Here is a 15079-nt window from a genome sequence, read left to right as displayed (position 1 = left end):
GAACAATGAAAAAACTAGGGGCTAGCAGCCTTCTCTTATTCTGTGGGCTTTCTCTGTCTTGCGACGGCGACGGCACCAACCCAGATACATCCACTCGCGATAAACTCACCCCACCCATTGCCCTGACAACTGTAACAGGTGACAGCCAAATCGAGTTGCGATGGTATGCGCAGAACTTTGAATCTGAACTACAAGGCTATGACGTCTTCATGGTATCAAATAAATCAGTCGCTCAATTAGCAGCTGAAGAGACAAGTCGCCCTGGATATCCCACGGCCGATTATAGCGTTGAAGCAACCTTACGCAAGGCATCGGTTCCTCGTTGTTCAGACAACAACGGCTTCTTCTCAGCTTTCGGAATTACAGTAAATTCAGACGAATCATGCGACAGTGGTCTGTTCCTTACCAGCCAAACCCCAACCAATCTTCAGGATTCTTCAACACAGTCCATCGTAAATGCGAAAGTAGCATGCTACGATCCTGATAGTAGCACCAGCGAAATTGGTGACGACAACCTTTCTTTAACCAAGTCAACGTCTGAATACCAAGATGGTGAGGGAATCCAAAGGTGCCTCATCAAAGACTTGAGCAATGGTACAACCTATACCTTCATAGTGGTTGCAGTTTTGGGAGAAAGCTATGATGAGATCAGCTGGACATCAAATCTAGCAGATGACACCCCAGCCCCTTCCTTGTATTCCCAAGACACCACCTTCGGAGCAGATCAGGCGCGAACACTTACATTTGATACCACGGCGTTTTCTGTAACAGTTTCTGATGCTGCTACATGCACAAATGGCTGTAGTATCACGGCTACAAATACGTCAGCTACAGCAAATCAGATTGTTGTCACGCGCGATACAGGAACCCTCTATCCTCAGCGAATTCTGGTTTCCACAGCCCAGAGTCAAAACGTTTCCATACTAGATCGAGGCCCGCTGACTTACGACCCAACCCAAGGTGTAACTCTCACGTTCAATTCTGATTTAGTAGAAAGCAATGTTGTCACTCTATCCGTCAATGGTACTACGCTAGACACAGTAACTTTTGACACTGATGTATCAACAACTCTAAGTAGTATTGCCTCGACCTTGGAAGATTCTTCACTGATCAGCAATGCCAGCAGCGATGATACGGATACGATCACCATAACCTTTGCGGAGTCGGATGTTGCCGTGACAGCAAGTGTTTCAGAGGGAGCATCACAGCCGACCACAACGGTTGCTCCACTGATCAATGCCCGGATTGCTGGGGACAGTGCCATTGACAACTCGGCTTCAGCCTACTTTACCCCAGGAACAGTGATCGCAGTTTATGAGAATACGGTAGTAGACTTTGTGATTGCAGCTGATAGCACAACCAGCTACTACGGTAAACTGGTCTTTGGAACATTTGATTACACTGGAGATGCAAACTCTGATCTCACCATTCCATTGACTGTCATCATGCAATCAAGTGCTGGCAACACCAACTACTTCGCCCCCTGGTTCTTTTAGCAAATGGAGCCCCCCATGGGCTCCTCTTTCAAATCTCCGTATGAAACACCCCACGAAAATCGCCCACCTTATAACCTCGTGCAAGATCCTGAGGGTATAGCTTCTTAAGCTGCGCCTCAATATCAGGAGACACCTTAGCCCCATGGCAAGTGACACAAAGCCCCTGCATATATATCGGCTTCGCAAGTATCATGGACTTTCCATCTTCCACCAACTGAAAATCATCGGCTCCCACCTTGCGGTCTTGCCATTCCTTCAATACCGCTTGTAACGCCGGTTCAGGTGAATTTTCTGGATTTCGCACCTTGAGTGATGAGCGTCCGACTCTCTCACTGCCCGTCTCTCGCATCTCTTTTACCGCTAGCTGACAGCTTTGCACCGCCTGAGCGGGGCCTTTTTTCATACCGTCCATCAGTTTGCCCTTCAAGCTCATGCCATATTGTTTGATCCGCTTTTTGCCAGCAGTAATTTTCTTCTTCAATGCCTGGGTCTCTGGGTCGTTTAGCACTCCCTTAGTCATCTCTTCCAAGGATTTTAGGCCGTGTTTTTCGCCGTAGGCCAAGGCTTCCTTCGTTGACATGGGTTCAAATAAAAATCGATTGATGGCCAGCAGTGCACCGACCCGGTTGCTACTGCTACAATGGAGTAATGTTTTTTTCTGGCCTCCCAACAGCTTCTTCAAGGCCAAACTTTGTTCGAGGCTGATGTCTTTTCCCGCAACAGGTAGGCTTAAGTATTCCATACCTGCGGATTTGGCCCATGCTTCTTCCTCTGCCACAAAGTTCTTTTCACCAGGAACTCGTAGATTGATCACCCGCACCACACCCCATGACTTAAAGGACTTAAAATCATCCTCGTCTGGCTGCCCTCCAACGATCAAGTGATCGTTGACGACTCCACTTTGTGGCATTTTCAGAGCCTGCACCTGACTCTCGTCCCACTGAGCCCAGGCAAGGCTCGATCCACCCAATAAAATTGCTATCACAGCCTTCTTCCATTTCATTGTGTCCTCCAATCCGTAAGACAACTCCATGAGCGACCATGGAGCGATTCAATTCGCTATTTTAGATGGCATCATTCGAAAAAATAAGCAAAAAGCCTTGGCCGCAGCATTTTTTCCATTCCCAAAGGTTCGCCACCTTGACTTTCCGTAAGTCACCCTCACTTTGTTGGGGGTGAACTGTTGATAACGCTATACTTGTAGAGAATTTGCCATTATCTTGGCGGCTTGAATAGAGGCAAAACCGCCCATTCTGTGGAATTTGATGGAAAGGATCGAGTGAAATGTTTCTTGAGCTACCTAGACTATCGAAGATAAAAAAGCTGGTGGAATCGAAAGATTTCGAACGAGGGATCGTGGCGATCATCGTTGCAAACGCAATAACTCTAGGCCTCGAAACCACTCCCGGCATCAGCAGCCAGACCCTCACTTGGCTCCAGTGGCTCGATGGCATTTTTCTTGCGATATTTACTGTTGAAATAGGGCTCAAACTACTCGTCTACAAGTCTCATTTTGCCCGCGATCCTTGGCGTATCTTCGACCTTTCAGTGGTCTTGATCTCGCACCTTCCTACCACGGGAGCGTTTTCTGTGGTTCGATCCCTGCGGGTCCTACGAACACTACGCATGATCAGTGTCATCCCATCACTCCGCAGGGTGGTCAATGGCTTGTTATCGGCTCTGCCTGGTCTCGGCTCTGTCGGGGCAATCATGCTCTTGATTTTTTACGTGGGCTCCATCATGGCCACCAAGCTTTTTGGCGAGGGGTTTCCCGAGTGGTTCGGTAATTTAGGAGCTAGTGCCTACACGCTTTTTCAAATTATGACCTTAGAGAGCTGGTCAATGGGCATCGTGCGACCAGTGATGGAAAGATATCCATTTGCCTGGTTATTCTTCATCCCTTTCATTTTAGTCGCAACCTTTACCATGCTCAATTTATTTATAGCCGTTATCGTTAATGCCATGCAAAGCGAAACGGAACAAGCTGCCGAAAATCGAGCCGAGCAAGGTCACGATGAACGGCTCCAATTGATTCAAGAAATGCAGGATCTGAAAGAGATGGTGGCTGCTCTGGATCGTAAGCTCAAAGACTGAGGCCAATCCCAAAGGCTCTTGAATTGCAAGACACCGCACATTTTTGTGAAAAGCCTCCATTCCGGAAGCCTTACTCAGATTAATATTTCGAAGCTAAGGCCTGTAATCACAGGTAAATCCAATGACGCTCATGAAAATGAGCGGTCCAGCCGTTGAGTGAATAACCGCTAAAATTTTATGCACCAAGACATTCGATGTTCAGCGTCGATTCTTGAAACAGATTGGAGCCGTCATTGACAATCAAACGACTACATAGCATCGTCCTTCTAGGTCTTGCCATGGCTTCATGCAATCCAAGCTCTTTAGAGGACACCATCTCTCTTGGAGCTGGAGCTGAGCCACAGGAAGCAAGTCGCTTAGACTCTTCCGGGAAAACTATCGATGTGGCCCAAGAAGAAGCAGTGGTAGTGCCCCAGAGTGTGACGGGAGCCTATCTCTACTGTGTCGAGCAAGATCTGGCTGAGTCGAGCGAGTTTAAAGTTCTCTGTGCCCTGAGAGATGACGAGAGTCACAAAACAATCGATCTGAGTGATAACGATATCAATGTTCGGTGGACAGTGGATGGCTTACAAGCCCCTTGGGAGGCCAAGCTCGTAAGCCGGGCCCTGCCCGAAGAGCCTTTGTGGCATATTCAACATTCCTTTGAAATGCTTGATGAGGGTGAAAAGCCCCTGATTCGCCAAAATGCTAGATTCGGAATCGATATTATATCGGGTCCTGTTCAGCTAGAGACAGATAGCGTCGTAGTCGTTCGAAACCCTCTCACTTGGAGTCTCCTCGACGGCGATGTTGCTCCACCAACAAACACCTTCACAGGTGGCTCCGAGATTATGGAAGAAGTGATTTTAGGCGTCTGTCGAATCTATACTCCACGAGGAATTATCCCTGGCAAGCTCGTCCATATGGAATATTTTGGCAGAACAGGATCCGATTGCTATTCGTCGTCTCCTGGAGATACAACCCGAGCTGGAACTGGCAGCTCTAATGTGGCCGAAGTTCTAACTTGGCCATCCACTCAAGTTCGTGACCAATTTTCCTGGATTGATGCAAGTGATGGAGCCATTCCTAAGAATGCAGTTATCGGCGGGCAGTCTGAAAACGGACGATTGATTTATTTGTGTCGCAATTTGCAGCTACCAATCCCTGAAGCAGCCGACCGCCCCAATTTTCCCGATGGTGAACCCACGCCGGGCTACATCATCAGTGGGGAAAGCAGCTGCCGCCATGAATTCTTTGGCGACGAGCACCTTTCTCAAACCTATCAGGTCTTAGTGGACGTTCTTGCCAACTAATCCTGGTAGTAGTAATCATAGCGGTCTAGTAGGCCGCTGGTGAACCTCCAAGCCTCGTCATGAGAGATCTGACTGCCTTTAGGAAACACAATTTTTAAGTAAAGCTTGCTGGGATCAATCTTCTGTATCCGGGCCAAGGTCTGATGCATTTCATCAGAGTTCACTTCGCGCAAGGGTTTGCCCGGCTCCTTCAATCGGATCACGTTTCGCCCTGCTTCCTTTGTATAGCTTACCTCAACAACAGTTTTGCCTTTTGGAGTGCGAGCCGGTCGAACGAGTTTATCATACTTCTTCTTCAGAACGTCGAACTCATCCTGCGCTGCTCTAGCATTGGCTTGCAGCTGCATGATAGCCTGAGCTTTGTCTTCGGCGCTCTTTTTCTCTTCAGCCAGCATTGCCTTAAGCTCAACCTCACGACCTTCTAAGTCTTTGATGGTCTGTGAATTTTCAGCTAAAGTATTCTCGAAAATTCGAATTTCCTCACTTTTCTCGTCGAGCTGAACCCTCAGTTCACCATTTTCATCTTGCGCCTGCATAAGCTGAAGTCGTAAGCGGGATACCAAGCTTTCAGCATCGGCAAGGCGATCGGATAGGAGTACATTCTCACTAGCCTTTTTCTCCGCTTCCTCTGCGATTTGCTGTTCTGCTAAGATCGATTGCTTGAGCTGGGTAACCAACTCCCAATTTTTGACCAACAGGACTACCATCACCATCAGAAAGATCATGACAATTACCATCATGATATCAGCGAACGATGGCCAAAAGTTTTCCTGCTCAAGCTCTTTGTCATGACGGCGATAAGAGCCAAGTCCCCAAGATCTCATAGTATCCTCCCCTAGAGTCGGAAGCCCTTGTGTAAATTAACATTGATCTGGTTGATGCCCTCGACCATGCCGCTCATCTGCTCTGTGTAGCTGCGAATGGATCCTTGTAGTTCCCCTTGGGTGCCAGCCATGGACTCTTGATTCTTAGCCATTTGCTTCACAAGCTTGTCCAGGTTTTCGATGAGGTCCAGCACCTTGGGAACAACAGCATCTTGAGACCGGCCAAACATAGGGATCAATGTAAGAGCAGTAACTCGTTCCACTGCGTAAAGTAAATTGCTCTGCACATCGAGCAGTTTACCTAAATAGAAGCGAAACAGGATATAGCAAACGATTCCAGTCATCGTTGTTGACAAGGCCGTTGACATGCCATTGATCACCAGACCCATGTTTTTAATGTCCGTCATGGATTCGAGTAAGTTTGACGCTCCTAAAAGAGCAATGGCCAAAGATAGAATCGTTCCAAGCATCCCCATCAGAATGAGAATGGAACAAATAAACTTTGGAAATGATGCCTTCGCTGATTCCTCAGCCTCGACAATGGCAGCGAGAGCTCCGTGGTCCAGCTCAGCATTTTTGTTCGAGAGAGTCTGGATAATATGAAACCTTTTGGCGATGATCGACTCAGAGTCAACATTGTTGAAAGGGTTTTGAGAATCAAGCCCAAGGTTCTCATAAAGATTACGAACCGAACGTTCTTCGCGACCATAGGTGATCATTAGCGCAATGATCCTCAGTGTTCCTAGCAGAAAGACCCCGATGATGAGGCTATTGCAAATCTTGCCAAGGGATGTAGAACGATCACCGATTAAAAAATCACTCAAAAAACCATTTTGCCAAATCGCGACCCCTGCTAACAAGGCAAAGCTGATGAATATTTGAAACAGTGCCGATGAACTTTGCACCTTATAAACGGATTGTTTTACCACGAATTCCTCCTCTCCTTAAATTCCCGCCCGATCCTAGCATGCCCATTCTTGTTGGCCTAGAAACTTCTTGAGTTCGATGGGCGACATATATACGCACTAATTTTCCTCTTCGTTTTAAGGACTTAAGGCACTAGCAAGAATAATTGTGACTCAAGTAAGAATTACTAGCGTTCCGATTCGATCAGACCACCATTGAGACAGCAGTATTCTAGAACTCCAAGCAATTAATATTATTGAATATAGTCCTAGCCTTTCAACACTGGGGATCACATTACCGATAATTTAAGACCACCTCTTTGGAGAATAGTATGAGCCCAAAGCTCTCAACATTGGTCTGGGTCCTATCAGTGGCTTCTATATCACTGGCTTGCAAAGAGGATACTTTTAAGTCCAAAGAGGATTCTGTGGAGGTTGATACCAAAGCGACCACAAGTGACACCCAGAAGACAGAAGAAGTTGTAGTCATCCCCACTCCTGTAACTGGTGCGTACCTAGCTTGTGCACCCTATAGCGTTTCTGCTACAAGCGGGCAAATGTCTTGTCAATCGAGATCAGAGGACGGCCTTCCCATGAGCCTTGATGAAGTCTACTCTGAATATGAGTGGCTCTTTGCTGGCACTGGATTGGAGGCTTTGCCTATCAGCACCGAAAAACTTGCCACTGACCCGAGTATCACTTGGATCAAAGCTACCGGAGCACAAGACAACCTTGAAACATTCTTCAAAGATATTAAGGTTTCTGTCCGCGGCCTTAAAGGTGAGCAAATAGAGCTGCTCGAACCCCTAGATCAAGAGATAGACGAGCAAATGCAGCGTATTTTTGCCGATACATGCCAAACCCTATACACCCTCGGTTATCGAACATCCGGTGTTTACTACCTCATTATTGAATCTTTGGAAGGTTTGATTCCTGCTTACTGTGACATGGAAACTGACCAAGGTGGTTGGACTTTGGTTCTGAACTACCTTCACCTTGCCGATAGCAACCCTCCACAAAGCTATCGCGTGCAGTCCCTGCCTCATAAGAGCTCTGATGACCTAGGCATCGACGGCTCCTTAAATGCAGAACAGTGGGGTCAGGCAACACCAGCGCTTTTAAACCTTATGAACTATAGCGAAATTAGGTTCTTCTGTATCACTAGCATGCATGAACGGATGGTGCACTTTAAAACAGACGCTCCTGGCTGCATAGCATCGACTAAAACCGGCACCGGCAGTTGCAGTGAGATGCTTGGCCCCGATGGTCGCCACCAGCTTTTAGATGGCCACACCGCTGATAGCCCTGTATTCTCTGATTCAGCCTATGACTCCCAGGGGGACAATACTCTAGGACGGATTTGGAACGAAGCGTCAAACACCGGTAGCGTCGGTGATGGTGCTGAATGGATTATCGATAACAGCGCCAACCGATTCCAGTGTGATTTCGACTGGGACAATTTTGTAGTCCACAATACCCTTCACAGAATTTATATTCGCTAGTATTACGGCTTGGTAAGAGTGTGCGATCTTCCTCGGACTTGCGCCACCTCGCGCAGATCCTTGATCGACTGGCGCCACTCAACCACGATTTCCCATGCTTTTATTTGGCATATCATTTGCTCCTTGCTTACTAGCAACTGAAGGAGGAACGCAATGACCAGCTTTTTTTCTTGGAACGATTCTTACGATCTCGGTATTGATGCCATGAACAGTGAACACAAAACTCTTATCGCGATGATGAATCGCCTCTATGAAAAACACGAACAGGGAGCGGAATTTGACAGTCTCAAGCAATCTGTAGAAGATCTAGCAAACTACACAATAAAGCACTTTTCAGATGAAGAAACTTACATGGAATCCATTAACTATCCCGAGTTAAAAGTTCACAAGTTAATCCACGCCGATCTTTTGAAAAAGCTTGCAAAGCATAAGGAAGACTTTCTCGCGTCCCAAACCCTATCACCCATGTTTTTCAATTTTCTTAAAATGTGGCTTTCAGCGCACATTCAAGGAATAGATATGAAGTACTCGAATTTCAAGAAAGAGAATGTTGCTTAGAACCTTGCCTATCGAGAACTCACCTAGGCATGGTACACTTCATGTGTCATGCCGAAGAACCATCTCCATACAATCTCTACGTTTTTGTCTTAAAACTTTTTCAAGAAATAGCCGATGCCTTGGCTTGAATAAAAATATTTTGTGAAGGCTCTGATGAAGCGTTTTGCCCTTTTTGCTCTGATTATAACCTTAAAAAGCTATGCGGCGCCCGCGAAGCACCAAGGAAGACTATCGATTTCACCAGACCAGGAATTGAGCGGCCTCACCTTTGGGGCTCATATGTCTTATCTTAATGATGTGGAGCAGAAGTTCCAAGACGAAGCCATTCTACGCGGCGATCATGACCAGGAATTTATACCTTCCGAAAAAGATCTTGTGGCATTTCCTCTTGGCAGCCGACACCCCCATTGGGTTAAATTCACCATTACTAATACCAGTGACACGGATCGCTATCTATTCCTAGAATCAGACTATGTGATAACCGACCGCGTTCGCTTGATTCATCAACACCAGGGTGAAACGCTTCTTGACCTAGAGTTGGGTGATCAAGTAGCCTTCAACAAAAGAACCATTCCCCATCGCAACCCTCTCTTCGAGCTTACCTTGAAGCCTGGTGATAATCATTTCTATTCGAAGATGGTGAGCGGCACCACAGTAAAATTCGACTTCAAACTGTGGGACCCCGGTCAATTTCGGGATAGTAAGCTATTCGAATATGCCTTTGTCGGCTTTATCTATGGCGGGATCACGTTGCTATGGCTCTACAATGTGTTTATATCCGTGTCCCTTAGATCCAGCACCTATATTCTCTACACGTGCTACATCACAGCATATCTCGTCTATGCAATTGCGTTCTACGGCTTTATGCCTCTGTTTTTTCCAAGTGATCAGGCCAATATCTTAGGCAGTGGCTGGGATCTCTACCTTTTTGTAGACCTAGTTTCTATTTCAGCCATCTTGTTCTCTATTGACTTTTTAGTGCTAAAAGAAAAGTTTATTCGAGCTTACCACCTATTGAGAATTGCTGCTGGCTTCGTGCTCACCAATATGATGTTTAACTTCCTCACTACCGGTGCCTATGGCTTCAGCAACAAGCTTTCATTCCTTTGTTCATTAGTAATCTCGATTCTACTCATTGCGATCGGCGTCGTTGTTTCTTTACGTAAGTACCCACCGGCGAAGATCTATGTGGTGGCATGGTCCACTGTGCTCGGGGGGAACACGCTCCTACTACTATCATTAAGTGGCGTTATCGAAACAACATTCGTCACAACTTGGGCTCAGTTCACAGGCTGTGCTCTTGAGATGGTCTTATTGTCATTTGCCCTAGGCGCAAAGATGTCGTTAGAACGCCAACAAAAGCTCCTGCTTGAAGTCGAACTGCGGCAAGAATCAGAAAAATCTGTCAAGATGCAAGAAGAGCTGGTAAGGGTTCAGGAACAACACATCAAGGAATTAGACGTAAAAGTCAAAGAGCGCACAGCCGACCTATGGGCGAAGACAAGAAGTAATCAGGTCATGCTTGATCACGTGGAGCAAGGCATCTGTACCGTCGACGAAGACCTGGCTCTCGATGCCGAATACTCGAAGCATATGGGATCAATTTTCGCACATTCGAATCTAGCCAACTGCGGGCTAGATAAGTTGCTCTTTGATGATTCAGATTTGAGTGAAGAGCAAAAGTCCCAGATTCGTGAAGTTGTCAAGAATACCATCGATGCAGACTTGATAAATTTCTCGGCAAACCGTCATCTCTTGCCAGGGAACGTCGTTCTCAATCCCAAATATTCCCCGAGACATCTACAGATTGATTGGGCTGCGATAGAGAACCAGGAAGACGAAGTCGAGAAAATCATGCTTACCATTCGCGATGTCACCCAACAGAAAAAGACTGAAGCTGAAGCCGCTGAAAGTGCACGAGAGCTAAGGATGATTGGTTCCATCATAAAGCTTAGTACCAATCGTTTCCAAAGCTTTGTTACCAGCAGTCGGGCCTTGCTTCAAGACTGCTATCATATTTTCGAGCAAGACAATTTCACTGCCCATTGGAAAGCTCTCTTACGGCATGTCCACACTCTGAAGGGCAATGCCAGAACCTTTGGTTTTGCCGACATCGCCGAAGCTACCCATGAAGCAGAAACTAAATTCTTTGGCTTAAAGGCAGAGGATTTGACACCAGATCAGATTCTCATGATTCGTTCTAAAATCGATCAGATTGAAGCTATGGTCGAAGATTACATCAGAGTCAATTCCGATGTTCTTGGCCGAGAAGAGGAGAAGAAAACCGAAGAAACCCTTATCGAACTTGCTGGCTTTATCAAAGATGCCTTTCAAAATGCAGCTTTCAAAGAAAATTTCGGTAAGGATCAGTATGCGCCACTACTCAACAAGCTTCACTCTCTTACCAGCACCTCCCTAGAGGCTATATTTGAACCCATCCAGCAATCTATAGAGCTAACGGCCAAGCAGCTGGGCAAAAAAAAGCCCAAACTTGTATTCTCTGGACAAGCCTTCCAAGTCGACAAACTATTTGCCCAAAAACTAGAGAATATATTTGGTCATCTGGTTCGTAATAGCTTGGATCATGGCTTCGCTGACGGGAGTGAAAATACGATTTACCTACATTGCCAGTCATCTGACACAAACTTCTTGGTCAATTACTCTGATTCAGGACGGGGCTTAAACCTAAACAAGCTGAGGCAACGGGGCAAAGATCTTGGGATCATAGACGACACAGCAAGCCCCCAATCCATTGCTGAACTCATCTTTACCAGCCAGATATCCACACGAGACCAGGTCACAGAAGTATCGGGGCGAGGTGTCGGTATGGACGCTGTTGCCCAGTACCTTAAGGACATGGGGGGGAAAATCGAATTAAAACTTGATGGCTCTCCCGACTCAGATGGTTTCCAAAAGTTCTCGTTTCAAGTAGAACTCCCTCATCGCCTTGCTTGGCTTGACCAAGTGCCGATGCCAACGGCTTCTTAGGTCTCAATATCTCCTGAAGTAGGCCTAGAACGCTCGATACATTTTAGATATGATAGGACGAGCCGTCTTAGTACATAAGGTTATAGCAATGAAACGATTTATCGCCTTTGCGCTCTTCTTGACATATCCTGCCTGGGCGAAAACAGCGACTTGTGGAATCGCAACGGGATTCCCACCTTACCAGTTTCAAAAAGAGGGCAAGGCCACTGGTCTCGATGCAAAAATATTTGACATCATCTCTGCTAAATCTAAAGCATACTCCTTTGATTTGTTTCAAAACACTTGGACAAACGTCCTCGCATCGCTGCGATTCTCGATTATCGACTGCATTGTTGGCATTGAAATCACAGCTGAGCGAGAGAAGTTCCTGACATTTACGAAACCCTACTACTCGCGAGACTCCGTACTGATCACTCTTGAAAGCAATGCCAAGGTAAATAAGATTGAAGACCTGAGCCAAAAGATTGTAGGTAGCGATTTTCACTCGCCATTGGAAGGTCAATTAAAGAACCAAAAAGGCCTTGCCATTCGTTGGGTAAGGGTGCCTGAAAAGTCGGCAGGCTTTATGAAGCTCGTGCAGGGTAGCTTCGATGGTCTCCTCCTCCCCAAAGCCGTCGCTCTTTATCTCAGTCGCCAGCATCAGGTCCCGATCAAAGTCTTAGGCTCCATCGATAGCGTGCCCGTTGCCGTCGCTGTACGGAAGCAGCAGCACAAACTGCTCAAGGTCATCCAGGATATTCTGGAGCAGGAATCCGAAACCATTGCCAAAATCGTAAAAAAGTATAAAGGCTAGCTTATGAGTCAGGGAACATCAAAAGCGCTAAAAGTATGTATCATTGGAATCTCTGGAAAATTGGGTCGCTACATGGTTCGTCATTGCCTCGACCGTGGCTATGAAGTGGTGGGGGTTTGTCGCGAAAAGAGCGTTGAGAAATTGGACGAGTTTAAGGATTCGATTACGATATTCCCAGGCATGACCAACGAAAGAGCTATCATTGAAAAGGCTGTTAAGGGGTGTGATGGAGTCCTCACGGTCCTGGCGCCTTGGGGTATCCAGCAATACTCCAGCGGCACAGCGCAGGCAGTATTAGATTATGCGCCATCGGAGGCACGACTCATTTTCTCCTGTGGCTGGCATATTACCAAAGACGGCAGAGACCAATATTCGAAGGGCTTCCAACGAATGCTCCGTTTTTTTACTTGGCTTGCACGAGTTTTTCGCTTCGCTGAAGTGGATGACCAGGTGGAAGCATGTCGCAGAATTTTCGCTAGTCCGCGCAAGTGGACGGTAGTCCGTGGCAGCGACCTTGAAGAGGGCCCGAGTGAAGGACTGCCGGTATGGAGTCAACACATAGGCGACCCAATTTTGAATAGCAACCGCACCCGACGTGTCGATTTCGCACTATTTATGGTTGATGCTTTAAGCAATGATAAACTGATCCATGAAGCTCCGGCTATCGTTAGCTGCCAATCGGAATCTGCAAAAAAGCACCATGGAGATCAGATAAGCGACCAAGCTGTTTAGCGCAATGGTGGATAAGAGCGCAGCTTTCGCTGCAAGCTTTGCCGATGGATTCCCAATTCCCTCGCGGCTTTAGAAATATTGCCATCACAACGGGCCAAGACAAACTCAATATAGTCTCGTTCCTGCCTCGCCAGTGTTGGCGTTTCTTGAGGAATATCGTCTAAATTTGATATATCCTCGTCTAAGGCAGACAATATCCGACTCAGCGTCGCTGGCTTATGAATAAAGTTATCCGCACCCAACTTTATGGCTTGCACCGCAGCCGTCACTGTGCCGAAGCCAGTGAGCATTAAGATCCGGCAATCACTATGATAGCGTTTTATCAAGGGAATTATAGATAAGCTAGAGCCCTTCTCTAGCTGCAAGTCCAGGACCGCGTAGTCGATGGACTTCACTTTCAGCGAGAAATACTCACGTTCGCTAGCAATGGCAAAAACTTGATACCCAAGGCCTTCAAAACTCGCCCTCAAAGTGTCTCGAAAACGTTTATCATCTTCTACTAATAGTACCGACTTCATTGACACGTCTCCTCTAAAACTGCAAGCAAACCTTGGCTCCTCCCAAGCTTGACCTACCAACTTGGAAATCCCCTCCCAGATGAAAGGCCAAATGAGATGCCGTATAGAGCCCCAAGCCAACTCCACTCTCTTTATTGGTTAGGAATGGGGTTCCGATTTTATCCTTGATAGTTTCTTGGAATCCGGGCCCGTTGTCCTCTACTGCAACTTCCACACTGGCGTCACGAAGCGCTTTAACTGTGACCTTCAACGCACCATCTCTTGAACCAATAGCATCCCGCGCGTTATCTAAGAAGTCCATAAAAGTTCGAATAAATAGCATTCTAGGTATTGCTTTGATGATTCCTTGGTCAGGTATTTGAATCTCCATGTGAAGGTGGGGGCATAGGTGAGATCGCCAGCTATTTGCCGTGCGGGATACAAGTTGGCCGATATCTGTTGCCACAAAGCGTTGGCCCTCCTCCATGGATGCATCGGAGAACAGGCTCTGCAATCGATCTCCACATTCAAGAAGGAGGTTTTCCACATCATCACATAGACGATGGCGCTCTAATTTCTGATCGTGGTGCCGTATCATGCCGACCTTGAGAACAGCATCGTTGATTGGGGTGGAAAGCTCATGGCAGAGATTGGCAGCCACAAGGCCGCTCGCCCTGAGGCTATCGACTTTTCCAAGCTGAACTCTAAGGTGGTGGATCGATTCCTTGTAACGGGACATGGTCCGTGAAAACCATTGAGAAACAACCAGTATTGTCAGGCCAACAAAGATGTATGTCCCCAAGAGAATCATCATGCGACTGTTCCAAGGATCGGCCACACTACTCGCAAAAACCAAACCAAGCAGAGCTGTAGCCCAACAAAAAAACATAGCACCGAACTTCGGGCTGACATTCAGCCCGACGATGGCAAAGTGTAGAAAGCAGAGATTTATAAGAGGGTTTAAAAAACCTGAGGATAGGGAAAGAAATAGACTAAAAAAAACGAAGTCGATGCACAAATGGATGAAAACTGTGTGTTCGGGGTAAGCCTTCTTCCTGCGCATCGACTTCCAAATCAGCAAATTCATGATCAGAAGTAAGGAGATCAGCCCAAAGATTTCCATCAGGCTATCGTATGGGATGAAGCCATTATATAGCCCAATGGGCACCATCACGAGCTGGCCGAAGGCAGCTACAAGCCTCAGGCGAGCCAGCCACTCCAGTTTTGCCGCATGGTCGTTCGATATCAGAGAAAAGTCTGGTTCAAGAAAATTCATGGTACCCCTAGAACTCACGATTGCAATCAAGATATAGCAATAAAAAGCAGGTGCCACAAGTGCTGACAGCATAAGCTATCTTACTGATATCAATGGACTTAACTTATTTTTGGTGCGATTTG

The 15079-nt window shown here is 46.7% G+C and carries 14 protein-coding genes; 9 read left to right on the top strand and 5 right to left on the bottom strand.

The window, feature by feature from the left end; genetic code table 11:
• Positions 1-5: 5 nt before the first annotated feature.
• Positions 6-1496, top strand: coding sequence for a hypothetical protein (locus B9N89_RS12260; protein ID WP_132318970.1), 1491 nt, complete (start codon positions 6-8; stop codon positions 1494-1496).
• Positions 1497-1524: 28 nt separating this feature from the next.
• Here B9N89_RS12260 and B9N89_RS12255 read toward each other — a convergent pair whose 3' ends face one another.
• Positions 1525-2499 (bottom strand): c-type heme family protein, encoded by a 975-nt coding sequence (locus B9N89_RS12255; protein ID WP_159455328.1) that lies wholly within the window; start codon positions 2497-2499, stop codon positions 1525-1527.
• Between the two features lie 28 nt (positions 2500-2527).
• Here B9N89_RS12255 and B9N89_RS32155 point away from each other — a divergent pair, with 28 nt between their 5' ends.
• The 3 genes from B9N89_RS32155 (at position 2528) to B9N89_RS12245 (ending at position 4882) form a co-directional block, all read left to right on the top strand.
• The gene (locus B9N89_RS32155; RefSeq protein WP_268808733.1) at positions 2528-2650 is read left to right on the top strand and encodes a hypothetical protein; all 123 of its coding nucleotides are present in this window, start codon (positions 2528-2530) and stop codon (positions 2648-2650) included.
• A gap of 172 nt (positions 2651-2822) precedes the next feature.
• Positions 2823-3590: an ion transporter gene (locus tag B9N89_RS12250; RefSeq protein ID WP_200820705.1), complete on the top strand. Its 768-nt coding sequence runs from the start codon at positions 2823-2825 to the stop codon at positions 3588-3590.
• Between the two features lie 233 nt (positions 3591-3823).
• A complete protein-coding gene (locus tag B9N89_RS12245) occupies positions 3824-4882 on the top strand; it encodes a DM9 repeat-containing protein (RefSeq protein WP_132318976.1) in 1059 nt (352 codons plus the stop codon).
• On the opposite strand, the gene B9N89_RS12240 is transcribed toward B9N89_RS12245, so the two are convergent.
• Together B9N89_RS12240 and B9N89_RS12235 are read right to left on the bottom strand one after the other, a co-directional pair.
• Positions 4879-5706, bottom strand: a complete 828-nt coding sequence (locus B9N89_RS12240; protein WP_132318978.1) for a hypothetical protein — start codon at positions 5704-5706, stop codon at positions 4879-4881. The genes B9N89_RS12245 and B9N89_RS12240 overlap by 4 nt on opposite strands.
• A gap of 11 nt (positions 5707-5717) precedes the next feature.
• On the bottom strand, positions 5718-6635 hold the full coding sequence (locus B9N89_RS12235) for a MotA/TolQ/ExbB proton channel family protein (protein ID WP_132318980.1): 918 nt from the start codon (positions 6633-6635) through the stop codon (positions 5718-5720).
• Between the two features lie 308 nt (positions 6636-6943).
• Here B9N89_RS12235 and B9N89_RS12230 point away from each other — a divergent pair, with 308 nt between their 5' ends.
• From B9N89_RS12230 to B9N89_RS12210, 5 genes are all read left to right on the top strand, one after another.
• On the top strand, positions 6944-8113 hold the full coding sequence (locus tag B9N89_RS12230) for a fibrinogen-like YCDxxxxGGGW domain-containing protein (protein ID WP_132318982.1): 1170 nt from the start codon (positions 6944-6946) through the stop codon (positions 8111-8113).
• A gap of 153 nt (positions 8114-8266) precedes the next feature.
• Positions 8267-8671 carry a bacteriohemerythrin gene (locus B9N89_RS12225; RefSeq protein ID WP_132318984.1) on the top strand — a complete coding sequence of 135 codons (405 nt, stop codon included), beginning with the start codon at positions 8267-8269 and terminating at the stop codon, positions 8669-8671.
• Between the two features lie 153 nt (positions 8672-8824).
• Positions 8825-11659, top strand: a complete 2835-nt coding sequence (locus B9N89_RS12220; RefSeq protein ID WP_132318986.1) for a 7TM diverse intracellular signaling domain-containing protein — start codon at positions 8825-8827, stop codon at positions 11657-11659.
• An 88-nt stretch (positions 11660-11747) separates the two neighbouring features.
• Entirely contained in the window at positions 11748-12452 is a 705-nt protein-coding gene (locus B9N89_RS12215) for a substrate-binding periplasmic protein (RefSeq protein ID WP_159455327.1), read from the top strand.
• Positions 12453-12455: 3 nt separating this feature from the next.
• Positions 12456-13184 carry an NAD(P)-dependent oxidoreductase gene (locus tag B9N89_RS12210; RefSeq protein WP_132318990.1) on the top strand — a complete coding sequence of 243 codons (729 nt, stop codon included), beginning with the start codon at positions 12456-12458 and terminating at the stop codon, positions 13182-13184.
• Here the strand turns inward: B9N89_RS12210 and B9N89_RS12205 are convergent.
• Together B9N89_RS12205 and B9N89_RS12200 are read right to left on the bottom strand one after the other, a co-directional pair.
• Positions 13181-13702, bottom strand: coding sequence for a response regulator transcription factor (locus tag B9N89_RS12205; RefSeq protein WP_132318992.1), 522 nt, complete (start codon positions 13700-13702; stop codon positions 13181-13183). The two genes, B9N89_RS12210 and B9N89_RS12205, sit on opposite strands and share 4 nt — an antisense overlap.
• A 13-nt stretch (positions 13703-13715) precedes the next feature.
• Entirely contained in the window at positions 13716-14957 is a 1242-nt protein-coding gene (locus B9N89_RS12200) for a sensor histidine kinase (protein WP_159455326.1), read from the bottom strand.
• Positions 14958-15079: the final 122 nt, after the last annotated feature.

Origin of the sequence: Pseudobacteriovorax antillogorgiicola, assembly GCF_900177345.1 — a bacterium.
Classification (GTDB): domain Bacteria; phylum Bdellovibrionota_B; class Oligoflexia; order Oligoflexales; family Oligoflexaceae; genus Pseudobacteriovorax; species Pseudobacteriovorax antillogorgiicola.
The sequence above is the reverse complement of the archived record's forward strand: the minus strand, read 5'-3'. Positions and strand labels throughout refer to the sequence as shown.

What these genes read in the sequence shown, in the direction of transcription:
- B9N89_RS12260 (WP_132318970.1), top strand. Translation starts at nt 6, where the DNA reads ATGAAAAAACTAGGGGCTAGCAGCCTTCTCTTATTCTGTGGGCTTTCT.
- B9N89_RS12255 (WP_159455328.1), bottom strand. Translation starts at nt 2,499, where the DNA reads ATGAAATGGAAGAAGGCTGTGATAGCAATTTTATTGGGTGGATCGAGC.
- B9N89_RS32155 (WP_268808733.1), top strand. Translation starts at nt 2,528, where the DNA reads ATGAGCGACCATGGAGCGATTCAATTCGCTATTTTAGATGGCATCATT.
- B9N89_RS12240 (WP_132318978.1), bottom strand. Translation starts at nt 5,706, where the DNA reads ATGAGATCTTGGGGACTTGGCTCTTATCGCCGTCATGACAAAGAGCTT.
- B9N89_RS12230 (WP_132318982.1), top strand. Translation starts at nt 6,944, where the DNA reads ATGAGCCCAAAGCTCTCAACATTGGTCTGGGTCCTATCAGTGGCTTCT.
- B9N89_RS12225 (WP_132318984.1), top strand. Translation starts at nt 8,267, where the DNA reads ATGACCAGCTTTTTTTCTTGGAACGATTCTTACGATCTCGGTATTGAT.
- B9N89_RS12220 (WP_132318986.1), top strand. Translation starts at nt 8,825, where the DNA reads ATGAAGCGTTTTGCCCTTTTTGCTCTGATTATAACCTTAAAAAGCTAT.
- B9N89_RS12215 (WP_159455327.1), top strand. Translation starts at nt 11,748, where the DNA reads ATGAAACGATTTATCGCCTTTGCGCTCTTCTTGACATATCCTGCCTGG.
- B9N89_RS12210 (WP_132318990.1), top strand. Translation starts at nt 12,456, where the DNA reads ATGAGTCAGGGAACATCAAAAGCGCTAAAAGTATGTATCATTGGAATC.
- B9N89_RS12205 (WP_132318992.1), bottom strand. Translation starts at nt 13,702, where the DNA reads ATGAAGTCGGTACTATTAGTAGAAGATGATAAACGTTTTCGAGACACT.
- B9N89_RS12200 (WP_159455326.1), bottom strand. Translation starts at nt 14,957, where the DNA reads ATGAATTTTCTTGAACCAGACTTTTCTCTGATATCGAACGACCATGCG.